18 protein-coding genes are annotated in these 24,868 nt (G+C 37.1%); 7 read left to right on the top strand and 11 right to left on the bottom strand.

The annotated features are described in order from the left end of the window. Nucleotides 1-141 precede the first annotated feature (141 nt). Nucleotides 142-1,206: a potassium channel protein gene (locus IQ237_RS08885; protein WP_309225744.1), complete on the top strand. Its 1,065-nt coding sequence runs from the start codon at nucleotides 142-144 to the stop codon at nucleotides 1,204-1,206. Nucleotides 1,207-1,273: 67 nt separating this feature from the next. On the opposite strand, the gene IQ237_RS08880 is transcribed toward IQ237_RS08885, so the two are convergent. From IQ237_RS08880 to IQ237_RS08850, 7 genes are all read right to left on the bottom strand, one after another. After that, entirely contained in the window at nucleotides 1,274-1,834 is a 561-nt protein-coding gene (locus IQ237_RS08880; RefSeq protein WP_194054233.1) for a methylmalonic aciduria and homocystinuria type D protein, read from the bottom strand. Nucleotides 1,835-2,000: 166 nt separating this feature from the next. Continuing rightward, nucleotides 2,001-2,207, bottom strand: coding sequence for a glycogen debranching protein (locus IQ237_RS08875; protein WP_096571641.1), 207 nt, complete (start codon nucleotides 2,205-2,207; stop codon nucleotides 2,001-2,003). A 261-nt stretch (nucleotides 2,208-2,468) separates the two neighbouring features. Next, nucleotides 2,469-6,236, bottom strand: a complete 3,768-nt coding sequence (locus IQ237_RS08870; RefSeq protein ID WP_194054231.1) for a PAS domain S-box protein — start codon at nucleotides 6,234-6,236, stop codon at nucleotides 2,469-2,471. Between the two features lie 146 nt (nucleotides 6,237-6,382). Continuing rightward, nucleotides 6,383-7,087, bottom strand: coding sequence for a DevA family ABC transporter ATP-binding protein (locus IQ237_RS08865; protein WP_194054229.1), 705 nt, complete (start codon nucleotides 7,085-7,087; stop codon nucleotides 6,383-6,385). 104 nt (nucleotides 7,088-7,191) lie between these two features. After that, a complete protein-coding gene (gene devC, locus IQ237_RS08860; RefSeq protein ID WP_194054227.1) occupies nucleotides 7,192-8,373 on the bottom strand; it encodes an ABC transporter permease DevC in 1,182 nt (393 codons plus the stop codon). A 79-nt stretch (nucleotides 8,374-8,452) separates the two neighbouring features. Continuing rightward, on the bottom strand, nucleotides 8,453-9,742 hold the full coding sequence (locus IQ237_RS08855) for an ABC exporter membrane fusion protein (protein WP_194054225.1): 1,290 nt from the start codon (nucleotides 9,740-9,742) through the stop codon (nucleotides 8,453-8,455). A gap of 57 nt (nucleotides 9,743-9,799) precedes the next feature. Beyond that, nucleotides 9,800-10,378 carry a TetR/AcrR family transcriptional regulator gene (locus IQ237_RS08850; RefSeq protein ID WP_194054223.1) on the bottom strand — a complete coding sequence of 193 codons (579 nt, stop codon included), beginning with the start codon at nucleotides 10,376-10,378 and terminating at the stop codon, nucleotides 9,800-9,802. A gap of 346 nt (nucleotides 10,379-10,724) precedes the next feature. Between IQ237_RS08850 and IQ237_RS08845 the strand changes: the two genes are divergently transcribed. Continuing rightward, on the top strand, nucleotides 10,725-11,960 hold the full coding sequence (locus IQ237_RS08845; RefSeq protein ID WP_194054221.1) for an HhoA/HhoB/HtrA family serine endopeptidase: 1,236 nt from the start codon (nucleotides 10,725-10,727) through the stop codon (nucleotides 11,958-11,960). Nucleotides 11,961-13,330: 1,370 nt separating this feature from the next. Here the strand turns inward: IQ237_RS08845 and IQ237_RS08840 are convergent. Together IQ237_RS08840 and IQ237_RS08835 are read right to left on the bottom strand one after the other, a co-directional pair. After that, nucleotides 13,331-14,017, bottom strand: a complete 687-nt coding sequence (locus tag IQ237_RS08840) for an NYN domain-containing protein (RefSeq protein WP_194054219.1) — start codon at nucleotides 14,015-14,017, stop codon at nucleotides 13,331-13,333. 395 nt (nucleotides 14,018-14,412) lie between these two features. Beyond that, nucleotides 14,413-14,940: a universal stress protein gene (locus IQ237_RS08835; protein WP_194054218.1), complete on the bottom strand. Its 528-nt coding sequence runs from the start codon at nucleotides 14,938-14,940 to the stop codon at nucleotides 14,413-14,415. Nucleotides 14,941-15,362: 422 nt separating this feature from the next. On the opposite strand from IQ237_RS08835, the gene IQ237_RS08830 reads away from it, so the two are divergent. Both IQ237_RS08830 and IQ237_RS08825 read left to right on the top strand, forming a co-directional pair. Next, nucleotides 15,363-16,004, top strand: coding sequence for a phosphoribosyltransferase (locus tag IQ237_RS08830; protein WP_194054217.1), 642 nt, complete (start codon nucleotides 15,363-15,365; stop codon nucleotides 16,002-16,004). Between the two features lie 58 nt (nucleotides 16,005-16,062). Continuing rightward, nucleotides 16,063-16,791: a dienelactone hydrolase family protein gene (locus IQ237_RS08825; protein ID WP_194054216.1), complete on the top strand. Its 729-nt coding sequence runs from the start codon at nucleotides 16,063-16,065 to the stop codon at nucleotides 16,789-16,791. Between the two features lie 160 nt (nucleotides 16,792-16,951). Here IQ237_RS08825 and IQ237_RS08820 read toward each other — a convergent pair whose 3' ends face one another. Beyond that, the gene (locus IQ237_RS08820) at nucleotides 16,952-17,338 is read right to left on the bottom strand and encodes a response regulator (RefSeq protein ID WP_194054215.1); all 387 of its coding nucleotides are present in this window, start codon (nucleotides 17,336-17,338) and stop codon (nucleotides 16,952-16,954) included. 127 nt (nucleotides 17,339-17,465) lie between these two features. Continuing rightward, nucleotides 17,466-21,461 (bottom strand): response regulator, encoded by a 3,996-nt coding sequence (locus tag IQ237_RS08815; RefSeq protein ID WP_194054214.1) that lies wholly within the window; start codon nucleotides 21,459-21,461, stop codon nucleotides 17,466-17,468. A 712-nt stretch (nucleotides 21,462-22,173) separates the two neighbouring features. Between IQ237_RS08815 and IQ237_RS08810 the strand changes: the two genes are divergently transcribed. From IQ237_RS08810 to IQ237_RS08800, 3 genes are all read left to right on the top strand, one after another. Further along, entirely contained in the window at nucleotides 22,174-22,668 is a 495-nt protein-coding gene (locus IQ237_RS08810) for a universal stress protein (protein ID WP_194054213.1), read from the top strand. A 79-nt stretch (nucleotides 22,669-22,747) separates the two neighbouring features. Next, entirely contained in the window at nucleotides 22,748-23,257 is a 510-nt protein-coding gene (hoxE, locus tag IQ237_RS08805; protein WP_194054211.1) for a bidirectional hydrogenase complex protein HoxE, read from the top strand. After that, nucleotides 23,244-24,848: a NuoF family protein gene (locus tag IQ237_RS08800; protein ID WP_194054209.1), complete on the top strand. Its 1,605-nt coding sequence runs from the start codon at nucleotides 23,244-23,246 to the stop codon at nucleotides 24,846-24,848. Before hoxE ends, IQ237_RS08800 begins: the two co-directional genes overlap by 14 nt. Nucleotides 24,849-24,868: the final 20 nt, after the last annotated feature.

Here is a 24,868-nt window from a genome sequence, read left to right as displayed (position 1 = left end):
TCTTTTTAATTTTTAATTTTTAATTTTTCAGTCAGCATTTAACTTTTGGCTGATAGCTTAAGGTTGATTGGTTACGATAATTAATCAATTTATCAAACCTTCTGACTCCTGACTCCTGAATTCTTACAATTGTCATTACCTGTGTATTCTACCCTTGAGCAAAAATATAAACGTATTCAACAAGAGTTAATGGCTGGGGCTGTAGCCCTAGTCTTTGTGTTCCTTAGTGGAACTTTATGGTATTGGTGGGTGGAGGGCTGGTCATGGGAAGATGCGGTTTACATGACAGTCATTACTTTAGCTACTGTAGGATATAGCGAAACTAACCCGCTAGAGAGTCGGGGACGTTTGTTTACAATTGTCCTGATTTTAATGGGTGTAATCAATCTCGGTTACATTGTCAATAGATTTACTCAAGCAGTAATTGAAGGTTATTTTCAAGAGGGTATTCGACTCAGACAACAAAGGCGTTTAATGGAATCATTAACTGGACATTATATTATCTGTGGTTTTAGTCGGACTGGGCGACAAATCGCTAAGGAATTTCAGGCTGAAGGTGTGTCTTTTGCAGTGATTGATTCTGATTTTGAATCTGTGCAACAAGCTCAGTCAGAAGGTTATATTGTCTATCAGGGTGATGCTACCCTGGATGATACTTTGTTGAAGGTTGGTATTGAACGGGCAATTTGTATTGTGGCAGCGTTGCCTTCTGATGCGGAAAATTTATATACTGTTTTATCAGCAAAAACTCTCAATCCTAATATTCGGGCGATCGCACGGGCAAGTACAGAGGAAGCTGTACAAAAGTTACAAAGAGGAGGGGCTGATGCGGTGATTTCTCCTTATATTACTGGAGGTAAACGCATGGCTGCGGCTGCTCTCAGACCACAGATTTTAGACTTTGTGGATGGGATGCTTTCTGGTACAGACCGTCAATTATATATGGAAGAATTTTTATTAGATGCGGCTTTCTGTCCTTTTGTGGGGCAAACTTTACAAAAAGCGAAATTGCGATCGCAAACCGGCGCATTAGTTTTAGCTATTCGTCGCAGTGATGGAAATCTCATTGGTGGGCCAACGGGAGACACTGTTTTAATGTCAGGAGATACGCTAATTTGTATGGGTACGGCTGAACAACTGCGAAGTTTAAATCAAATTCTTGGACCTATTAATTCTCAACAACTAAGAAGACCAAAACAAAGTTAAGATTTGGGTTAAGATTTGGGGATTTTCAATAGTTGTCACTGCTGCAATAATATGGGAGGAGAATTAATTAAACATCAACTTCCGTCCACCCATGCAAAGGAGCGATCGCTTTTATTACTGATGCAATTATTTCTGGTGATGCTGCCGAAAGTAACACACTAGGATAAACAGCAGCACCCCATTGAGGATGCACCAGTACACAGCATTTATTTTTAATTACTGGATAATCTAGTAAAGCTTTAGCCACTGCTGTATCATCATGGGGAACAGGACCGGGATGGGAAAGTAAAGGATAACCTGTACGGGGATCAATTAAATCGGTGACATAACCGCGATCGCGCAAATTAAAAGCCACATCACAACCGAACCGCATAAACTTTTCCCGTAACCTTTCTTTTTCTGTTTCTGTGTCCGCAGTAATTTCTAAAAGTGGATATTTTGATTGTTGTAAAACAACCACCACCCACAAAAACTGTTGCTGTGTCCAATCTGGTAATATCTGTTCGCAGTTGGCACAGATATATTGACTGGGGTTATGAATAGAAATTTGTACAGCTTGTCCCGTTTTGCCAACTAAATTAATGGGATAGCCTGGCTCAGAAGTGCAAACACTGGAATAGTTCACCACATTTAATCTGTTTTTGCAAGTTTGTTTTATTTATTCCTTGCTTATGATAATAACTCTGAAAACTTCTAAAAAATTATCAATATTTGATGTCAGGAGTCAGAAGTCAGAAGTCAGGAGTCAGGAGTCAGGAGGAAACAGATTTGAGGTTTTATCAAGCAACTCTAAATTAATTGAGTTTTAAAGCATTGACTGGAACTTCATCCCAAGAATTTACAGTACGTAACTGTGCAACCCAACCATCTGCTTTTTGCTTATCAGTCAACCCTTTTTGAAAGGACTCATGACAATCTTGAGCTTGACTCTGATCACAACAAGCAATACAAGCATGAATCATTCCCGATGGATCAATTTGCTCATTTACCCAAATAGTCATAGATACCTCTTTTTAAATCTTGTGGTAAACTTTTGGTAAAACTGTTATATCATGTCCAGTTGAAAACTTATCATATCTAAGTAGGTAGGCGTTAAAAATTGTCGTTATGACAAGGCAAAAGGCAAGAGGCAAAAGGCAAAAGGGTTTTAGAGAATTTCGGTGTACGGAGTTTTTACGGCAGGTAATAGGGAATAGGATAAACAGAGGAGAAAAATTAAAAGCAAAATTAAAGAACTTCTGCCTCCTGCCTCCTGCTGTGATTCAAAGTAAGGCTTGTTGGAGTGTTTCCAGTTTGACAGGTTTAGAGATAAAATTATTCATACCCATAGCCAAACATTTATGACGGGTTTCTGAAGAAATATCGGCAGTGAAGCCAATAATAGTGAGTTTTTGGCGATCGCTGTACAAAGTCCGAATTCTTTGGGTTGTTTCAATGCCATCCATACCAGGCATTTGTATATCCATTAATATCACATCAAAATGCTGATTTTGCAATATTGCAATTGCTTCTTCTCCACTATCTACTGCTTGAGCTTGGTATCCCAAACGTTTCAACATCAATAAAGCAAATTTGCGGTTTACGGCATTATCATCAACTACCAAGACTTTTGTATAATTCAAGGAACTTGTTTGAGAATTTACATCTTTCAAAACTGGTGAATCAACTTTCTTGGCTTGAATATCAAACCGGAATTTACTACCAACACCCAGGGTACTTTCTACTGTTAATTGTCCACCCATGACTTCTACAAACTTGCGACTGATTGGTAGCCCTAAACCAGTTCCTGTTTGCGATCGCCTTCCTGCTTCCGATTGTCCAAAAACCTCAAAAATAATTTCTATTTCTTCCCCAGCAATACCCACACCTGTATCTTCTACTGCAAAAAGTAAGTGATAACCTTTATCCAATGATTCCATATTTTCCACTACTAGGGTAATACCTCCATGCTCAGTAAACTTAATAGCATTACCCAACAAATTAATCAGCACCTGACGCAACTTACCATCATCTGTAATAATGAAATCTGGCAAATTTTCCCCCAGTTCCAATTCCAAAAATAATCCTTTAGATTCTGCTTGCTGTCTTAGCATCTTGATCAAAGTAGTTACCAACTGGGGCAGGTGACAGGATTTTTCATTTAAGAAAACTTTTCCTGCTTCAATTTTGGACATTTCTAACACATCATCAATCAGTGAAAGTAGATGTTCACCACTTTGATTGATGGTGTTAATAAAATCCCTTTGTTCTGCTTGTAGACTGGCATCTTTTTCTAATAGCTGACTAAATCCAATAATGGCATTTAGGGGAGTCCTTAACTCATGACTCATACTAGCAAGAAACTGACTTTTGGCACGGTTGGCAGTTTCAGCTGCCTCTTTGGCCTCTACAAGTTCACGTCTAGCTTGTTGCCGTTCTAGATGTGCCGAAATCGCTGCTGCTGCTGCACTGAGCAAGTTTACCTCTGCCCTTTCCCAAATTTCAGCAGTTGTACAATTATCAAACCCAATAAAACCCCAAAACTGACCATTCACCAACAAGGGTAAAACTAAGATAGCCAAAATTCCTTGGGGTTGTAAAATTTCCCTTTCTGCATTGGGAAAATCACTAACCACACCATTGATAATCTTGCCACTAGAAAGAGTTTCTACCCATCTGGGAAAGAACTGACCGTAGGGAAAATTTTGCAAGTTAGGGTTATCAATTTGTGAATCAATGCCTTGATTACACCATTCAGATTTTTGGCTTGTCAAAAAATTACCATCAGCATCATCATGATTGGCAAACAGATAAACACGGGATGCAGATGATGTTTCTCCTAACCATTGCAGAATTTGTGTGTAGTAGTTAGTGTCAAATTCATTAACTAACAGGTAATTCTGAACATTGACCAAAGTTGAAAGATAACGTTCCCTGACGGCTAAGGCTGCTTCTGCAAGTTTACGATCCGTGATATCTCGACCTACATATTGCATTTCTACAAAGCGATTTTCTTCATCGAAAATCATCCGGTTATTCCACTGCATCCAGCGTACTTCGCCTTTAGCAAGAACTCGATTTTCAAGTGTGACAATGGGATTTTGTAGGGATAAATTTCCTACATTTACAAATGCTGAATCCTGTTTATCTGGCAAAATCAATGGTTGGTATGTATGCCCTAAAATATCTTCAGAATTTACACCAAAGTAACGACAAAAAGCATCATTAACGAAAGTAATTTTACCATCAGCATGACTGCGGGCAATTAATTCTGTTTGCAATTCAACAATGGCACGAAATCTGGCTTCCTGATGACGTAATTCGACAGTTTTAGCTGCAATTTGTTTTTCTAGTGCAGCATTATAGTTAGTGATAATCTGTTCGGTTTGTTTGCGATATGTAATATCCTGAAATGTAGTAATGGCATGAGTTATCATCCCATTATGGTCAAAAATTGGCTTTGCCCATACTGCTGTTGGTTTTATCTTGCCATTGCTGTGAATTTCAATTTCTTCAATTTGTATATACTCTCCCTGTAATGCCCGCACAAATGGTAATCTATCTTTAGGATAGAGTTGGTCTGTTCCCATGACATAAAGTTGATCAACCGTAGCCAAATTATCTAAGTCTTGCTCACTAATTGTTTCTATTCCTAGTAAGGATTTAGTAACTTGGTTTAAGTAAACTACAGAACCATCAATTTGATGAATCGCTACTCCTATGGGCAAACTTTCCAAAAATTGGTTAAGTTCTGCTTTACTCTCAGTCAATTCAGTAAATGATTGCTGTAATTGTTCTGCCATTTGGGTAAATGAATCAGACAGTTCACGAACTTCAATAATGGGAGTCGAACTTGGCGATATTTTCTGAAAGTCTCCTTGAGCAATTTGTCTAGCTGCTAAATTTAATTTCAGTAATGGTTGGGCAATTAACTGTGTAGTGAACAATCCCATTGCTGTGGACAATAAAAAAGCTACACCGCACAAGAAAATGGTTTTTTCAGTAGCAGATTTAATTTCTGCCATAAAATTTGATTCTGGCAAAACGATCACTATCAACCAATCTAAACCAAGATCATCTTGCCAAGGAGAAATGAGAACAAAATATTTTTGATGTTTAATTTTGATTTGTATTTGTTCCTCATTGACAATATTTGTGAAACTGCCCCATTTTTTATTAATTTTTGTCCCCACCTCCCGAATAATTAAGTCTTGACTGTTAGAAACTTGCAATCTTTGTGCTTTACCATTGAGCATTTGAAATGGGCTTTCTTGGGTAGAACTGGCAACTAGCATTCCTGAACGTTCTAGAATAAATGCTTTACCTAAAGATTCTGGTTTTAGCTGTTGCAAAAAATTACTGATGTAAGTTAAACTTAAATCTGTGCCAAGAGCGCCAAGAAATTTTCCTTGACGATCATAAAGTGGATAGCTGGCAGCAATTGACATAACTTCTGGATTTGTGTCCCAATTGTAGATTTTGCTCCAGATTGGTTTACCTACTTTCACCACTTGAGAAAACCAAGCTTCGTTTCTGGGTTCATAAGCTTGCACGGAAACTAATTTTGTGCGATCGCCTGCCAAATTTGTATTATATTTATAAGACTTTCCTTGTTCTTTCCCTAGAGGAATTTCTGCAATTTGCGCTATTCCAGCACCGTAATCACCAGCACCAATATATTCGCCTCTCGCTGTAGCAAATTGAATATAACTAGCTCCAAATGTTCGTAACTGTTTGACAAAATACTTACCAGTAGCTGAAAAATTCAATAAGTTCAGTTGTCCAGATTCGTAAGCATCTACATTTAATTGATTGATCTTAACAGGTGTTTCCAAATAATTACTAATTTTCTGCTCAATGCGATCACTAATTTCTAACTGTAAATCAACAACTAGTTTGTTAACTGCCAAGGAGCCGTTTTGATAGGAAAAATATCCCACTAGGGCAACAACACCGACAATTTGTAAAACAAATGGAACTATTAGTATCCGTCGTAATGGTGCTGTCCCTAATTTTTTAATAATCCACTGTTGATCAGGATGGCTCTTCATGTTTTCAACAGAGTACAAACTCTTTGATTATGGTTGTCAGATGCTTTAGTCTGACAGGTTTTTTAAGATGGTCGTTTGCTAATGATAACTGAATGCTTACTATCAAATTAGTGTAAAAACCCCAGCCTCAATAAAGTAGACTTTCCTTAGTTCATCTTTCCATCTTCCATATAAATAATCCGATCTGCTATATCTAAAATGCGGTTATCGTGAGTCACAAGCAAAATGGTACAACCTTGCTCTTTCGCTAATTTTTGCATTAATTCTACCACATCCCGTCCTGATTGTTTATCTAATGAAGCAGTAGGTTCATCTGCTAATACTATTTTAGGATGACTAACTAAAGCACGGGCGATCGCTACTCTTTGTTTTTGTCCTCCTGATAAACTCTCTGGATAGTAATCTACACGATCTCCTAACCCAACTTCTTCTAACATAGAAATAGCCTTAGCATTAATATCTTGATTTAAATATTCTTTATGCAACTCTAAGGACATTCTCACATTTTCTTTAGCTGTTAAAAAGCTCATCAAGTTATGCGCTTGGAAAATATAACCAATTTGACGACGTAATTTAGTTAACTTGCTTTTACTCGCTCCCCGCATTTCTTGATTTAATATTTGCAAACTTCCTTCTTGAGCAGAACGCAACCCACCCATTAATGATAATAAGGTGGTTTTACCTGAACCAGAAGGACCTGTCATAATCACAATTTCCCCGGCTTTAATTTCTAAGTTTATATCAAATAATACTTGTTTTTTTAAATTTCCTTCACCAAAATAATGATGCAGTTGAGTAACATGAATTACTGTATCTGAAGCAATTTTTGATTGAGTATTAATTTTTAACATGGTTTGTTGTGAGTATTTTGTGATGGTTTGTAGTCAGCAATTTATTGCCTATTCTTGCTGAACACATCAGGACTAAAGTCCTGACTACGAACTTTTTACGAACTTTAAAAAATGTCCGCAGGATCAGCAGAACGAAGTTTTTTCAGGGCGATCGCACCAGAAACACTACACATAATCACCGTCATAATAAACACTGTAATTGCTCGATCTACTTTCATAGAAATGGGTAACATAGTGGCTGCAAATGTGAGTTGATATAATCCAAAAGAAAGAAAAAATGCCGGCAAATAACCTAAAATAGCTAAAAATAAAGCCTCTTGTATTAAAACTCCCAAAAGATAACTATCTGTATAACCCATTGCTTTAAGAGTTGCATATTCTGGAAGATGATCGGAAACGTCAGAATAAAGAATTTGATAAACAATCACAATACCAACAATAAATCCAACTCCTACACCCAATCCAAAAATAAAACCAATACCTGTACCATTAGCCCAATAATTCTTTTCTTTTTGGGCAAAATCTTCTGGTGTTCCTATTTCTACAAAGGGATTTTTAGGATCTGGATTTAATCCTATTCTCAGTTGTGTTTTGATTTTCTCCACATCTGCACCTGGTTGGAGATTAATTAAACCTACTTCAATTTGATCGGGTTTACGTTCAGGAAATAATTGCAAAAAAGTGGAATCACTCGTAATCACATTACCATCAGCAGCAAAGGAAGCACCATTACTAAATACACCTTTAACACTCACAGATTTATTATTCAGTTCTGTTTGAAAATTGCCTGTTTTTTTGAATATTTCACCTACAGCACCATATTCTGGACGACCAGCTTGATCAAACATTACTTGATTTAGTGGTTTGAGAGCATCGTTATTTTTTTGCACTTCTGGAAATTTCAATCCTGGTTGATTTGGATCTACTCCCCAAACTAAAATAGCTCGATCAATTCGTGTTTCAGGATTGCGCCATTGTCCTGTACCAATATAAACAGAATTAACTGATTTTACTCCATCATAACTTAATGCTTGATAGAGTCTTTCTCTGGAAAAACTTTTCACAGAGAATAAGGTATTAAATTGAGGATTAATTAATACTAAATCTGCTGATAAATTGCGATGTGGTTGAATTGCTGCATCAAACAATGCACTTTCAAAACCCATCTGAATAAAAATCAACATATCAGCAAAAGTAATCCCAGCCACGGCAACAGCTAACCGCGTTTTTTCTTTCATTAGCTGACGCAAAGCAAGAGGCGTTTTCAGAAATAGTTTTTTAGTCATTTGTCATTAGTTATTATTTGTTAGTTATTAGTTATTTTTACCCAATCACCAATCACCAATCACCAGTCACCAATCACCATTACAATTCAATTGCTGTTTGTACTTGTAAGTTAGTAAAACCTGCAACTTTTTTACTATCTTCAGAAGTGAGTTTAATTTTCACTTCAATAACTCGACTGTCTAAATTTTCCCCTGGTTGGTTACTAAACACATTTTGACGATTGACTTGTAAACCAATTTGGGCAACTTCTCCCCGCAGTTCACCTGTAAATGTAGGACTGGTAATTACAGCTTTTTGTCCAATCTTTACCTTATTAATATCAGTTTGATAAACTTCTGCTACTGCTAACATTTGTTCTGTTTGTGCAAAGTCTGCAATACCAGATTCACTTATTTTCTCACCGACACGGGTATGAATTTTGAGAATTTTTCCTGTCATTGGAGCGCGAATAAATGCTGCTTGGAGTTCAGTTTGGGCGCGTTTAAGATCAGCGATCGCACTTTCAACTTCTGTTTGTGCTAAGTTCACATCTACAGGACGAACTTCGGCAATACTGTTAAGTGTAGCTTTGGCTTCGTTAATTTGTTTATTGCTAGTAGTGTTAATTCTATTTAATGCCACTTTTGCTTCGGCTAATTGTTTGGTTGCTGTAGAATTTATACGTTCAATAACTGCTTTCGCTTCACTTAATTGTTGTTTGGCAGTTTCTACATTTAACCGTTTACTATCAATTAAAGAATTAGAAATTGCACCCTCTGAATATAACTGTTGATAACGTTGATATTCTGATTCTGCATTATTTAATTCTGCTGTTAATTTATTAATAGTTGCTTGTTGGGCAATTCTATCACCTTGCCATTGAGCTTCTATTCTGGCAATATTTTGTTGTTTAGCATTTTTATCCCCTTCATACTGGGCTTTTATTCTTTCAATATTAGCTTTTTGTGCTTGAATTTCTCCAGTTTTAGCTCCAGCTTTTATTTGCTCAAGTTTGGCTTGGGAAACTCTCACTTGTTTCTCAGCTTGGAGGACAGCATTTTGCAATTTATACCGTGAATCTAAAATCGCAATTACCTCTCCTGCTTTAACTATATCACCTTCTTTAAAGAGGATTTTTTCTACTCTATCTCCATCTAATGCTAAAGGTGCAGATAGCTTAATTACTTCTGTTTCTGGTTCTAATCTTCCTAAAGCTGTTACCTTACTAGGAATAGCAGCAGTTTCTGTTAATTCTCCAGTGGACGCATTGCCAACTTTACTAAAATTAGAAATACCATAGATTGCAATTCCCGCAGTTATAGCGGTGGCTACTAAAACCAAAACAATTAACCCTTGATTTCCTGGTTTCAATAATAATTTATAACTCATTTTTTTGACTCCACACAATAAAAAAATCTGCGTTTATCTGCGTTCAATTAATGATATTTACCTTTTCTTTGTCTGTAAATAAGCTGTTAACATTTCCCCTAAAAGTTGGCACTGTTCCATAAAATCAATTGTTTCATCACCCCATAATTTTTCCAGAATTACACCGTTGACAAAACTCAATACAAATGATGCTAAAACTTGATCTTCAATACCCAAAAATTCACAAGCTGCTTGTTGATATCTTTTGTTAGCACGTTTAAAAACTGTGCTATTATTAAGCATGGTTTTTGAGTCTTGATTTTGACAAAAATCAACCCAAACATAGGTCCATTTAATTAGGTAATCTTCGTTATTGACAAGATAATTACCCAAAGCTGTCATCATTTCTGAAATGTTGTTTTTCCCTCCTAATTCTGCTAAAGCTGCCATCACATCTTGCTGACTAATTTCTTCTACCAGTTGTTCAAATAAAGCTTGTTTACTGGGGAAGTAGTGATAAAGCGTACCCGTGGAAACCCCTAAACTGTTAGCAATTTGCCGCATGGTGATAGCGCCATATCCTTTGTCTGCAAATAAGTCAAAACACTTGCCGAGTAATTCTTTGCGGTATTGTTCATGATCCACAATTTTCGGCATAGTTGATGTTTTCTTTTTGTTTTGTTATTTTATATCGAACGTTTGTTATTTTAAGTTAATATCAGAGATAGAATCTTGTCAAGGTGTCAGCTTTTAACAAACCGCTATCCGGTTTCCCGAATTTTCCAGTTGGGTAGGTCTTGTATAGTGAAATTAGGTAAGTTGCTATAATCTTAACAGATTTTATAGATTTTTTGGAAAAATTTACATTTGTGGGTGTATCTCACTAAATACTGGTGCTGATTAATAGCAGCTAAACTGTTGACAGTGATGGAATTAGGCAACAAAATCTGCCAAAAAAATATCTACATTAGTAACAACTCTAAATATCCTTTCAGATAAAGCAATGCAAAACCAACCTCAAGACAAAGATAATCTGTTAACCAAAAGCCATGATCATGCGCCTTGGAAAAAAGCAGCGGCTTCTTTATCCTTGGTGTTGCTGGGATCAGGGATGACTTTTGCAGGAGGCTATTTAGCAAATAACCAACAGCAAGTGGCTGAAACGGCATCTAAACTAGCTGTACAAAGTGTAAATGCAGCGCCGCCATTACCAGGAAACACAGATCCGAATTTTGTGACTCAGGTTGTACAGAGAGTAGGACCTGCGGTGGTGCGAATTAACTCTTCTCGCACTGTGCAAAGCAGGATACCGGAAGAATTTAATGATCCGTTTTTCCGGCAGTTTTTTGGGTCAAGATTACCAAGGGGAGGAAACCGGGTAGAAAGGGGTGCGGGTTCAGGTTTCATCATAAGTGCGGATGGTCGTATTTTGACTAATGCTCATGTAGTGGAAGGTGCGGATAGGGTGACAGTCACGTTAAAGGATGGACGCACTTTTCAAGGTAAAGTAGTAGGAAAAGATGAATTAACTGATGTGGCAGTGGTAAAAATTGAAGCAAATAATTTACCGACTGTATCTTTGGGTAATTCTGATCAGTTACAACCGGGACAATGGGCGATCGCTATTGGTAATCCCTTGGGTTTAGATAATACTGTAACTACAGGTATTATTAGCGCCACAGGACGTTCTAGCAACCAAGTAGGTGTTCCTGATAAACGAGTAGAATTTATTCAAACCGACGCAGCAATTAACCCTGGTAACTCTGGCGGTCCATTGCTCAATGCCCGTGGAGAAGTAATTGGCATGAATACAGCAATCATTCAAGGAGCGCAAGGTTTAGGATTTTCAATTCCTATCAATACAGCAAAACGAATTTCTGATCAATTAATCACTACAGGTAAAGCGCAACATCCATATTTAGGCATTCAGATGGTAGGGATCACACCTGAGTTAAAACAACGGATTAATTCAGATCCCAACAGTGGTTTAACTGTGAATGAAAATCAAGGAGTATTAATAGTTAGAGTCATGCCCGACTCACCCGCAGCTAAAGCCGGAATACGTGCTGGGGATGTGATTCAAAGGCTAAACGGTGAAGTAGTAACAGAAGCATCTGCTGTACAGAAAGCGGTGGAAAAAGCACAAGTGGGAGGGAATTTGCGCTTAGATTTACGTCGCAATGGACAAAGTATTAATATTGCTGTCCGACCGGGGACTTTTCCCACAAATATCCAATAATTAGAGTGGGCAGGAGGCAGGAGTTATTTATTTTGGATTTTGGATTGTTTTTGTTATCTCCAATCTCAGAGGATGTTTGAAAAGTATCAAAATTCATGGAGATACACCCAACCCCCTTACAAAGCAGGGTGTTTTAATTCTCTTAATTTGCGATCGCTAGAACCTTTTGACCATCAATATTTGGGCTTGTTTTTCATATTAATTAGGGCTTGCTGAATAAACATGAAAAGATTACAGGTAAAGGGTCTTAGCCTGCTGGAAGTTAAAAAAGTGCAAGCTTTTACGGGGTGGAAACTTAAAAACCTTGCATTTAATTCCTACTCAAAGGAAAAATCGTTCCTATCCAACTCTTGAAACTGTCACCGTGGCGTAGCACCTGTCATCACGACAAGACTTTTTCAGCAAACCCTAATCAAAAATTAGAAAAAAAAGCTTCTATTGACCTGTGGAAAAGGGTTTTGGGGAAATGATTTTGCAATTTACCCCCGACTTGGAAAATGCCCTGCTTTTTAAGGGGGATAATGGGGGATCTGCGGGTGTCAAATCCCACACGAAAAAGTTTTCAAACAACCTCTAAAATCTAAAATCTAAAATTATTTTGCCTCTTGTCTTTTGCCTTCTGTTCCCTGTTACCTGTTACCTGTTACCTTTCCAAACAGATATAGGACTCCTATTTGATTTTTGAACAGAACTCAGTACATACTGAAAGCCTTCTTTCCTGTTCCCTGCCTCCACGAACAATTCATGAATCAAATCGGATCACTATATGATAACTATTCAAAGAGAGGTGATATAGTAGGAAAAGCTAAGAGCAAAAATAGCTAAAAGCACAGGAATTATAGTATTAGATTCCAGTTGGCGATTTTTGAGGATTTTGAAGCAAGATATCGGAATAATTACAGGCCAGAAGATGGTAGTGATTACAAACATAACAAATGATAAAAATTTATCCTCTGGTGTATGTGTAGGGTGAAGAAGGGAAAACTTTAACCAATTGGTAAAAAAATAGCAAGTCATTAGTAGGTAACTAATCACTAATGTTAATTGGATCTGGGTCACTATTTGCGCTCCTAAATAATTTTTTGGTTCTGATTACTTCCTCGCATAAATCTTGCGCCAAGTCTTTCACAATGGACAATTATCAATTGATAAGGTAGTTAGGATAGCAATTATACATATAAATGTTAATCAGCTATTCCTTTTTTGGTATAGCACAGGTCTAAAAAAGTGGCAAATAAAATGCAGCATCAGCTACATCCTCAATAGATGTACTAGAACCAGTCAATTTGGAACAGACAAAATAGCTGGGAAAATGCTGACCTCAAAATTCAGGAGTGAGGAGTCAGTAGTTAAAGTAATTAAATGGGAATTTAAAGTTGGGAAGTAGACGAAGACCGATAAGTATAACCGACTTGAGAATCTTTTTGAATGTACTGTTTAATACTGTCGAAATCAATGAAATAATCAGCCACATCAATCAGGCTATCACTGGTCATGCTTTGTAGACCAATTACTTCTACTCTAGATCCCAAGCTGGTAACGGCATTGACAGCATAGGCTAAATCTCCATCTCCACTGACTAACACAGCGGTATCGTAGTAGGGAGCTAGAGTAATCATATCCACAGCAATTTCCACATTCAGATTGGGTTTTTTACCATTCTCGGAAACTGCAAGTATGTCTTTGGTGACTACACGATAGCCATTGCGACGCATCCACAACAGAAACCCCTGTTGCTTTTCTTTGCTGGCATCGACACCAGTATAAAAGAAAGCCCGTAAAAGCCTAGAGGTTTGAGTTAAACGACAAAGTAATTTAACATAGTCAATTTCAATGCCTAGTTGCAAGGCAGAGTGAAATAAGCTTAAACCATCAATAAAAATGGCTACTCTACCGCGATTAAGATCATCACCAATGCTCATATCGTTCATAGCCTCTTGTGGCTTGATATCTCGACCTTTGACAGTTGTTTTTATTGCAGTTGGTCCTTGCCAATGTGGTTTTTCTTTAAGTTCTTTATATTCGTTTGTTTTTTTGTGAAGATTAGTAAAATTCATTGATGCCTCGAGATTTTAAATTGGGATGTCTTTGATAAATTGCTATTATCTAGTATAGTCGCTGCTAAGTTCATAACATTTGTAGTAAACTTAGCAAGAAACTGTCTTAAGAGACGAGTTGCAAATAAACTTAACTTACAGCACTTACAGCAGAATTTAGGAGTCCACAGAGACGTTTGGACTAACTGTCTGTACAGTAAGTAGTGAGGAGTAAACCAGCCTTGATACTTGATTTTGAATCGAAATTTGGGAAAATTTTGTAGTTCATTTACCTGCACTGGTGTATTTCGACTTATGGCTTGTATTGAAGTGATAACCCAGAATTTGGGAGTATTTCAAGATCCCTGTTGGCACAGGGACAAATATTAAAAAAATATTAAAAAATTGTGATCATTTCAGGTGGAAGTTACTTGTGTATTTTCGGTGTTTGCTATGGTAGGAGGCGTGAGGCCTTGTATGGTGACAACAGAGCAATAAGCATGATGTAAAACGTAGTTGCTGACGCTCCCTAATAAAATTTCACTAATGCCAGTACGTCCTCTGCGACCGACTATAATTAAGTCAGCTGGCCAACTTAAAGCTAATTCACAGATCACTCGGCCTGCATCACCTACGGTTTGGGTAAACTCAGTTTTGACACCTGCCTTAATTGCCGTTTGAGTCAGCGATCGCATCCAATCTAGTCTATCTTGTTTTAGTTTATCCCAAGCTTGCATATATTGATTAATAGTTTCAGTATGCAAGGTAGGATAAATTGTTTCTGGTTGCAAAAATATGGGATTGATGTAAGGATCTTCTAAGGGGGATAGAACGTGAAGCAACATCATTTCTGCCTCACTTGCCTGAGCCAAAAATAGAGCTTGATCAAAAATATACTGACTTCTTTCTGAGTTGTCGAGAGCAACTAAAATTTTGTGAAACATAGTTAGTCTTCCTTGGGGAGTATTTTAAATCTATACCTATTGTGGTTTTTATCTGATATAACTTCGGCTATATTGGCTATGTTAATCAATTTTTGGGAAATATGCAGGAATAATAAATCATCAACTCGCTGAGTATCAATATTGTAAACTTGTTGTAAGAATTCAGGAGTCAGGATCAGAATTTTTAAATTAGGAATTAGGAATGAACTGATTCGAGATTTTATAAGAAAATAGGCTGTATCTTTAACAGTGCAACAAGGATCACAAATTTAAAAGTTTTCTGTCTGTTACGAAGATTTACAAAAATCATAGGTAATAGTTAGGGGAAAAGATTGATTATCAATCACCAATTATCAGTTACCCATGCAAAATCTTTGCAGCTAAAATCCGAAATCCAAAATCAGTATCAGGAGGTGATCGTGATGGTGAGCAGATTTCGCAACCGTACAGAAGCAGGAAAAATGTTAGCGCAAAATTTGACCGCTTATACTAACGAAGAAAACTTGTTGGTGTTAGCTTTACCGCGTGGGGGTGTGCCGGTGGCGTTTGAAGTAGCGAAAGCTTTAAATGCACCTTTAGATGTTTGTATAGTGAGAAAATTGGGTGTACCTGGTCATAAAGAATTGGCAATGGGGGCGATCGCTGCTGGGGGAATAGGAGTATTAAATTCTGATGTGATCAATACTTTGGGAATAGATAAAGAAACGATTCAGGCAGTTGCGGCTGAGGAGTTGCAAGAATTACAGCGGCGCGATCGCACTTATCGCGGGGATGCTCCACCTATAAACGTCGAAAATAAAACTGTGATTTTGATAGATGACGGTATTGCTACTGGTTCAACTATGCGTGCTGCTATTGCGATTCTTCAACAACAACAACCTAAAAAAATAGTTGTTGCTATACCAGTTGCACCGGCAAGCACTTATAAAGAATTGCAGTCAGAGGTAGATGAAGTAGTGTGTTTGCAAATTATAGAATACCTGTCTGCGATTGGATTATGGTATGAAGACTTTTCCCAAACTACTGATGAGGAAGTGAAAGAAATTTTAGATTTTAGATTTTAGATTTTAGATATTACCAATCACCAATCACCAATTACCCATTACCTAAAAGGTTAAACAAATGAAAGCTCAAGAATCTTGGAATGTTTTAGAGCAAATTGTTACCATTAAGTTAGGAATCATGCAACTAAAAGGAGAATTAGTTGTACCACCAGAAGCTAAGGGAATTGTTGTATTTGCTCATTGTTCCGGTAGTAGTCGTTATAGTAACCGCAATCATTATTTAGCTCATTTGTTGCGTCAGCAGGAAGGATTGGCAACTCTATTAATAGATTTATTGACTGAAGAAGAGGATGCAATTGATCAGCGTACTCAACATTTTCGTTATGATATTAGTTTTTTATCTTCGCGGTTAATTACGGTTACAGATTGGTTGTTTGAAAATACCCTGACTCGTGATTTAAAAGTTGGTTATTTTGGTGTAAATAGAGGTAGTGGGGCAGCATTTTTAGCTGCATTAGCTCGTCCGATGAATGTGGGGGCGATAGTTTGCCGTAGTGGTTATACTGATTTGGTAATTGAAAGTCTTGGTTATGTACACACTCCAACTTTATTGATTGTTGGTGGTAATGATTGTGCGATAATTGCGATGAATGAGGATGCAATATCAGAAATTCCCACCCAGCATAAACAATTAGAAATTATTCCTGAAGCTAGTCACAAATTTAGCGAACCTGGTGCTATGGAAGAAGTAGGAAGATTAGCGAGTCAATGGTTTAAATATTATCTCTCACCAATTGAAAAGGGGGAATTAAATTTACACGCGATGTCGTTATCAATTGAGAATTGATAATTGACAATTGATAATTGTTTCAATAATTAATTGTTGCATTCAAGATTTAAAACCTCCTATTTACAGGGTAAAAAAGCAAAAAATTCCGCTTTTTAAATTCTCTGACTTTAAGGGAGAGATAATTGTCAATTGTTCATATTTGATGCAATTACTTGTGTTAGTTTTCCAAATTCCAACCCAAGGCAGATGCGACTTGATCGGCTAATTCTAGAGGATTAAATGGTTTGGCGATCGCACTTTTCATACCTAACTGAGCATAGCGACGACGATCAGCAGCTTGAATTTTGGCAGTTAACAAAATCACAGGAATTTCTTTTGTATTTGGATTTGCTTGTAAATTTGCAAAAGCAGCAAGTCCATCCATATCTGGCATCATGACATCTAGTAAAATCGCATCTGGTTGATGATTTTCGGCTTGTACTATTCCCTCTTGCCCAGAACTAGCTGTCAGCACTTCCCACCCTGCAACAGTTTCTAAACAAATTTTAGCTACTTCTTGAATATACTGCTCATTATCAACTACTAAAATTCGCTTTTTGTTCATGATTTCTATCCCCTGATAAATTTTAGATTTTAGATTTTAGATTTTAGATTTTAGATTTTAGATTTTAGATTGGGAATGTGAGATACTGACGTTGATTGTAACATCATTTTCATGATCTGACTCCTGACTAATGATTATTGGTAATTCTTTGTAGCAGATCCATCACCCGTTGTTCAAATTCTTGGGTAGTAACTCTTCCTTTAGTCAAAAATTCTGTATGTCCTAATTTTAGTCGATGGCGTTCTGAATCATCCAAATCCTTAGCAGAATAAACAACTACGGGAATACTAAAAAGTTGATTATGTTGTTTTAACCAATCTACAACTGTAAAACCATCACTCTCTGGCAAGATTAAATCAAGAATTAGTAAATCAGGATTTACCTTTTGACTGAGATGAATAGCTTCTCTACCAGTTTTAGCCAGGAAAGTTTCAATATCATGTCTAGCAAACAAAGTTGCTAATAAATCTGCCAAATCATGATCATCTTCAACAATTAAAATCTTAACTTTGCGAGAAGGTTCAGATACAACTTTTCTCAAGGAATTTAACAGGGAATTTTCCTCTACTGGCTTGCTTAACCAATCAACAAAATTAGCACTGGGTTGATTATTTTTATTGGGTTTGTAGACACTACAAATCACAATTGGTATATCCTGAGTATCTGGACGTTTTTTTAATAGTGCCATTGTTTCCCAGCCATTCATACCGGGCATAAGTAAATCTAATACAATGACATCGGGATGTTTAGCAATGGCTTGAGCGATCGCCTCTTCACCTCTATCTACTGTAATTACCCGATATCCCCCTTGTTCCAATAAGTTTTTTAATTCACTACGAATTACCGCATCGTCATCACAAACTAAAACCAAAGAAGAATGCTGATTAGTAATGATAATTTCTTCAGTTTCTTCAATGGCATAATTTTCTAATTCAGGTGTTTGGTCAATCTGGCAAATTGGCAGTGTAAAATAAAAACTACTACCTTTGTTTAACAAACTTTTTACCCAGATTTGTCCGCCGTGCTGCTGTACAATACTCTTACAAATCGCTAACCCTAAACCAGTACCATCATGGTTGCGTGAATCTGAAGAATCAACTTGTTGAAATCGTTCAAAAATACTATCTAACTTATCAGCTGGTATTCCCCTTCCAGTATCTGTAACTGTCACCAGCGCCTCATCTTCTTTTAATTCTGTCAGCAAGGAAACTGTAGCCCCAGATGTGGAAAATTTAATCGCATTACTCAACAAATTTGTTAAAGTTTGAATAATCCGATCTGGATCAGCCCAGAGTTTTACAGATACACTAGAAATAGATAATTTTACCCCAGCTTTATTGGCTAGAGGCTGCATAATATTCACAGCCGAGTTAATTAAATCTTCTAAATTACAAGTTTCCCGTTCCATTTTGACTTTACCCGACTCGATGCGCTCAATGTCGAGAATGTCATTAATTAATCTCACCAAACGCTCGGTGCTATCAGTGGCTATTTGTAATAAGCGTTTACCCTGTTCTGAATCTGTTGGTAATAAACCACTAGCTAACATTCCTAAAGATCCGTGAATTGATGTTAGGGGAGTACGCAATTCATGACTGACAACAGAGACAAATTCATCTTTCATTTTTTCCACTTGTCTACGTTCAGTTATATCTCGCAATATTACTGTATAAACACATTCTTCACCCACTTCTAATTTAGAAATAGAAGCTTCTGCGGGAAATTCAGTACCATCTTTGCGGCAACCAAATATTTCTCTTCTTTCTCCCATTCTGCGAGCATAACCTGAAGATTTACCAAAATCAGATACATGATGGCGATGTTGTTCAGCAAAGCGTATAGGTAATAGTAAATCTAGTTTTTCTCCTAGCACTTCTTGAGCAGAGTAACCAAAAATCTTTTCTGCACCTTGATTAAATAAAGTAATTTTTTGATTACTATCAATAGAAATAATGGCATCATCAGCTATACTTAAAATGCCTTCAAATCGAGTTTGAGAAATTCGCAGTTCTTCCTGTGTCCGTCGTCTTTCATCAAGTTGTGATTGTAATTGATGATTTACAGTAATTAACTCGGCTGTACGTTCTGCTACTCTTAATTCTAGTTCGTCTTTAGCTTTGTGCAGTGCTAATTCTGTTTGCTTGCGTTGAGTAATATCACGAGCAAATATTTGGGCTGCTGATTGACCTTTGTAGGTGAGAGAAGCAACTACTATTTCTACATGAATTTCCCTACCGTCTAACCTGATCAATTTAACTTCATGCAAGGGAATTGATTGTTTCTTGATTTGGAGGTTTTGCAGTTCTTTGTTCATTTCCCTTTGAAAATCGGGATGTACAAAGTCAATAAATTTCTTCCCTAATAATTCTGCTGTTGATGTGACACCAAAAAGTTTAACTGCGGCACTGTTTACAAACACCAATTTATCTTGACTGACAATCAAAATTGTTTCTGGATAAACTTCGACTAAATTGTGATAACTTTCCTGAATAAATCTATTTTTATTTTCTAGGTTATTAACTTGCTTGTTTCGATTTTGCTCCATTCTTCTTAACAGTTTCACCCGTTCTAATCTGTTAATAATGCGGTTAACTAGCTCCGATCCTATGATGGGTTTGCTGACAAAATCATCAGCACCTGCGCTAAAAACTTGATTCACTATTTCGGCATCATTATGGACAGTAAGAAATAAAATTGGTAGTTCACTACCTTGGGGATCGTTGCGAATCATTTGACATAATTCAATCCCATTTGTACCAGGCATTTCTATATCCAAAATCAGCATATCAGGCTGGAAACTTTGCCAAGTTTGCCAAAAATGCAGGGGATCATTAAGTGGAATAATTTCCATTCCCCAAGGTGTAAGTAATGTTTGTAATAATGCTAAAATTTGTGGGTCATCATCTACGACTAATATTTTGGCTTTAGTGGTTGTTTGGTCTAATGGTTGTGGTAAATTTAAAGAATGTTTATGGTTATTATTGGGAGAGGGTAGATTTTCCCGATTTTTGCTATCAATTTCTTGACGGAGTAATTTAACCCAATTTTTGAGATTGGTTGTGTCAACTGTAGTTAGGTTTTTACCATATTTGAGTAATTTTTCAATTTTTCTCGCTAATTCTGAACCATTAGGCAAACCAAAAGTGCCTAAAGATCCTGCTAAAGTGTGGGCTTCTTTAATAGCCTGTGATAGCGCAAGTGATGAATTTTCAGTTTGCACTTCTGAGTTTAAGCTTGAGTTTAAGCTTGAATTTACAATCTGTTGTACTGCCTGTTCTATGATAGTAACTTGTTCCTCTACCCGGCCACGAAATCGCTGCCAAATTTCCCCAATAGCTGTAAGAGTTGGCTGAGATTTTAAATTGCTTTTCTGATCCTTTAATACCCCTGTTTCTCCTGTTTCTTTGGTCTTTTTATTTCCCCTATTTCCTAATTGCTCTCCTTCATCTTCCTGGGGTTTCAGACGATAACCAATACCATATACTGTTTCTACTAAATCGTGAGGCGCTCCCACTGATTTTAGCTTCATACGTAAACCTTTAATGTGGGTGCGAACGGCTTCTTCTCCCGGTGTGTCTTCATAGGACCAAAGATGCTCTAAAATCATGCCACAGCTAAAGACTCGGCGATTATTTCGCATCAAGAGTTCTAACAAAGCATACTCTTTTGGTGTGAGTGAGAGGAGATTTTGCTGATATGTTACTTCACAACTACTGGGATCTAATCGTAAGTTTCCCCACTCTAATACAGGTTGTGAGGCGATGCTACCCCGTCTTAATAATGCCCTGACACGGGCTACAAGTTCTTCTTGATTGAAAGGTTTAACTACATAATCATCAGCACCTGCATCTAAGCCAATGGCTTTATCGTGAGAGCTATCACATCCTGTTAATAATAAAATCGGTACTTGCCGACCACTAGAGCGAATTTTCTTACATAAACTAATACCGTCCAGTTTGGGCAGTATAACATCTAAAAGAATTAAATCATAATCGTAAGTTTCGACTAAATCCCAGCCGATATCACCATCATTGGCCACTTCTACTGCATAATTTTGCTCAGTGAGAAAGGTGGTAAGTGCATAGGCATTTAACTCGTCATCCTCGATCACTAAAATCTTCATATTAAAAGCTTCCCTAATATCGTACCTTTAAAAGCTGGTAATAGTGGAAAAGAACTCAATATTAAATTGAGGTTTCCTAGATATAATTTAAACAAGTTTAACTTTATACATTCAATATTAACATTGATGTAGAAACATAAATTTATATAAAGCTAAAAATATATATTCTGTAATAATTCAGTAGTCACAAATCAGAATATAACCGTTCTCATGCTAGTGAGGTATAAAGTTTTTTCGTTTTAGGCAACAGGGAACAGGGAATAAATTGGTGTGTACTTCATTAGAGCAGGAAACGCTATAAGTCATAAAACAGTAGATTATTAAATATTAATTAAATAATAATTGAATATTAATTAAATATTAATTAAACGTAACTATTTAGCTATAGGACTCCTATTTGATTTTTGAACACCTGATTATTGATGGTTTTTAGGTTATTGCCGACGGCTGACGGCTGACAACTGAATGTTTACAAGAATTTCTCAGATGAATACTGACTGAAGTACCAATAATTTATCCTCACAAGTTCCTCAAATTGTTTGCGTATAAGCATAAGTGTAGAACCAAGTCACAGGGCAGGTGTGAAAAATTAAGGAATTGTGAAGATGAGTGTCCAGAAACCCAAATGAAATAAACATATTTTGACTAACCAAGAATCTAGAAAGCAGAAAGAGCTATTTTCAATAATTGACGAGCTAAGATGGGGGTAGCGATGTTTAACAAAATTTTAGTTGCATTGGATCGCTCGGACATGGGTAAGCAAGTTTTTGAACAAGCCCTGTCTTTAGCAAGGTTAACATCAGCCAAATTAATGCTATTGCACGTTCTATCACCTGATGAAGACGGCATTCATGATGTAATGGTTATTTCTCAGATGGATTACTATCCAGGCTGGGGTGATGACAGCATGAAAAGGTACTTGCAAAAACTGGAAGTCCATAAAAACGAAGGTTTGGAAATTTTACAAGCATTCTGCGCCCAAGCAAATGCTGAGAATATTAATACTGAATTTTCGCAAAATGTCGGTAGTCCGGGTAAAGTAATTTGTAACTTTGCTAAAGAATGGAATGCGGATTTGATTGTGATTGGACGACGTGGACTTTCTGGAATCACAGAATTTTTAATCGGTAGTGTTAGTAGTTATGTTTTACATCATGCACCTTGTTCTGTGTATATTATACATTTTGAGGGAATAGGTAACAGGTGACAGGGGACAGGTGACAGGTGACAGAAATAAATTTACCAATTACCAATTACCAATTACCAATTACCAATTACCAATCATTATGACAACTTCTGTTAAAGAAACCTCTACTCATCCGAGTGGAGATAAACGTTTAAAAATGTTGGATGCAACAATCAAACGGCATCAATATCAACAAGATGCACTGATTGAAATTCTCCATCGGGCTTCGGAATTATTCGGTTATTTAGAACTAGATTTATTGTTGTACATTGCCCACCAATTAAAATTACCACCCAGTCGGGTTTATGGGGTAGCAACTTTCTATCATTTGTTTTCCCTTGCCCCCAAAGGTAAACATAATTGTGTAGTTTGTACAGGTACTGCTTGTTATGTAAAAGGCGCACAAGCAATTTTAACAAGTTTAGAAAATACCACCAAAATTAAAGCCGGAGATACAACACCTGATGGAGAAATTTCCCTGTTAACTGCCAGATGTTTAGGTGCTTGTGGGATTGCACCGGCGGTAGTTTTTGATGGTGCTGTTTTAGGAAATCAAACTTCAGAAACAGTTTGTGAAAAAGTGGGAGAATGGCAGAATGGAACTAAATGAATTATTAGAAATTGCCAGAATAGAACGTTCTCAGGCGAAACCTGTACAGATTCGTTGTTGTACTGCTGCGGGTTGTTTGTCTTCTGGTTCTCAAGCTGTAAAAGATAACTTAGAAAAATCTGTAAAAGCTGCGGGTTTAGAGGATGAAATTCATGTTTCTGGTGTGGGTTGTATGCGGCTTTGTTGTCAAGGTCCTTTAGTTCAGGTGGATCAAGAAAACAACAAAGAAACGAAACTTTATGAACAAGTTACCCCAGAGGATGCAGCAAAAGTAATTGAGGCTGTACAGGGTAAGGAAACAGATTTAAAACAGCAAGATTTGAGCCAACCATTTTTTACTAAACAATTACCCATTGTGTTAGAAAATAGTGGTAAAGTTGACCCGGATAGGATTCAATCTTACATTGTGGAAAATGGTTATCAAGCCCTTTACCAAGTGTTAAGAGAAATGAAACCCTCTGAGGTAGTAGAAACTATTACTAAAAGTGGTTTAAGAGGAAGAGGTGGTGCTGGTTATCCCACAGGTTTAAAATGGGCGACAGTTGCCAAATCTCAAGGTGAGAAAAAGTTTGTTATTTGCAACGCGGATGAAGGTGATCCCGGTGCATTTATGGACCGGAGTGTATTAGAAAGTGATCCTCATAGAGTATTAGAAGGAATGGCGATCGCTGCTTATGCTGTGGGCGCAAGTCAAGGTTATATTTATGTGAGGGCAGAATATCCCACCGCTATTAAAAGATTAGAAACTGCCATTCGCCAAGCCCAAAGATTAGGACTTTTAGGTTCACAAATCTTTGAATCACCCTTTGATTTTAAAATCGAAATTCGCATTGGTGCCGGTGCCTATGTTTGTGGTGAAGAAACAGCATTAATGGCTTCTATTGAAGGTAAACGTGGTGTTCCTAACCCCCGGCCACCTTATCCGGCGGAATCTGGTTTATGGGGTTATCCCACCTTAATTAATAATGTAGAAACCTTTGCAAATATTGCGCCAATTATGAGAAATGGTGCGGAATGGTTTGCGAGTATTGGCACAGAAAAAAGTAAAGGAACAAAGGTTTTTGCACTAGCTGGAAAAATCCGCAATACAGGTTTAATAGAAGTACCTATGGGGACAACTTTAGAAGAAATTGTGGAAGAAATGGGTGGTGGTGTTCCTGATGGTGGTATTGCTAAAGCAGTACAAACTGGAGGACCTTCTGGAGGATGTATACCAGCGTCAAAATTTGCTACACCTGTAGATTATGAATCCTTAACTGCTTTGGGATCAATGATGGGATCAGGTGGCATGATTGTCATGGATCAAACCACAAATATGGTAGATGTGGCGCGATTTTTCATGGAATTTTGTATGGATGAATCCTGTGGAAAATGTATTCCTTGTAGGGTGGGAACTGTGCAACTCCATGATTTATTAGTGAAGATTGGTGATGGTAAAGCTGCACAAGCTGATTTGCAATTATTAGAAGAATTGTGTGACATGGTGAAATATACCAGTTTATGTGGTTTAGGACAGTCTGCACCAAATCCAGTTTTTAGCACTTTGCGATATTTTCGAGATGAGTATTTGGCTTTGATAATTGATAATTGACAATTGACAATTGATAATTA

It is taken from the genome of Sphaerospermopsis sp. LEGE 08334, from assembly GCF_015207205.1.
Classification (GTDB): Bacteria; Cyanobacteriota; Cyanobacteriia; order Cyanobacteriales; family Nostocaceae; genus Sphaerospermopsis.
Note: the sequence above shows the minus strand (reverse complement) of the source record. Positions and strands in the feature narration are given on the sequence as shown.

Coding starts and splice junctions, on each gene's coding strand:
- IQ237_RS08875 (WP_096571641.1), bottom strand. CDS start 2,207: ATGACTATTTGGGTAAATGAGCAAATTGATCCATCGGGAATGATTCAT.
- IQ237_RS08870 (WP_194054231.1), bottom strand. CDS start 6,236: ATGAAGAGCCATCCTGATCAACAGTGGATTATTAAAAAATTAGGGACA.
- IQ237_RS08865 (WP_194054229.1), bottom strand. CDS start 7,087: ATGTTAAAAATTAATACTCAATCAAAAATTGCTTCAGATACAGTAATT.
- devC (WP_194054227.1), bottom strand. CDS start 8,373: ATGACTAAAAAACTATTTCTGAAAACGCCTCTTGCTTTGCGTCAGCTA.
- IQ237_RS08855 (WP_194054225.1), bottom strand. CDS start 9,742: ATGAGTTATAAATTATTATTGAAACCAGGAAATCAAGGGTTAATTGTT.
- IQ237_RS08850 (WP_194054223.1), bottom strand. CDS start 10,378: ATGCCGAAAATTGTGGATCATGAACAATACCGCAAAGAATTACTCGGC.
- IQ237_RS08845 (WP_194054221.1), top strand. CDS start 10,725: ATGCAAAACCAACCTCAAGACAAAGATAATCTGTTAACCAAAAGCCAT.
- IQ237_RS08840 (WP_194054219.1), bottom strand. CDS start 14,017: ATGAATTTTACTAATCTTCACAAAAAAACAAACGAATATAAAGAACTT.
- IQ237_RS08835 (WP_194054218.1), bottom strand. CDS start 14,940: ATGTTTCACAAAATTTTAGTTGCTCTCGACAACTCAGAAAGAAGTCAG.
- IQ237_RS08830 (WP_194054217.1), top strand. CDS start 15,363: ATGGTGAGCAGATTTCGCAACCGTACAGAAGCAGGAAAAATGTTAGCG.
- IQ237_RS08825 (WP_194054216.1), top strand. CDS start 16,063: ATGAAAGCTCAAGAATCTTGGAATGTTTTAGAGCAAATTGTTACCATT.
- IQ237_RS08820 (WP_194054215.1), bottom strand. CDS start 17,338: ATGAACAAAAAGCGAATTTTAGTAGTTGATAATGAGCAGTATATTCAA.
- IQ237_RS08815 (WP_194054214.1), bottom strand. CDS start 21,461: ATGAAGATTTTAGTGATCGAGGATGACGAGTTAAATGCCTATGCACTT.
- IQ237_RS08810 (WP_194054213.1), top strand. CDS start 22,174: ATGTTTAACAAAATTTTAGTTGCATTGGATCGCTCGGACATGGGTAAG.
- hoxE (WP_194054211.1), top strand. CDS start 22,748: ATGACAACTTCTGTTAAAGAAACCTCTACTCATCCGAGTGGAGATAAA.
- IQ237_RS08800 (WP_194054209.1), top strand. CDS start 23,244: ATGGAACTAAATGAATTATTAGAAATTGCCAGAATAGAACGTTCTCAG.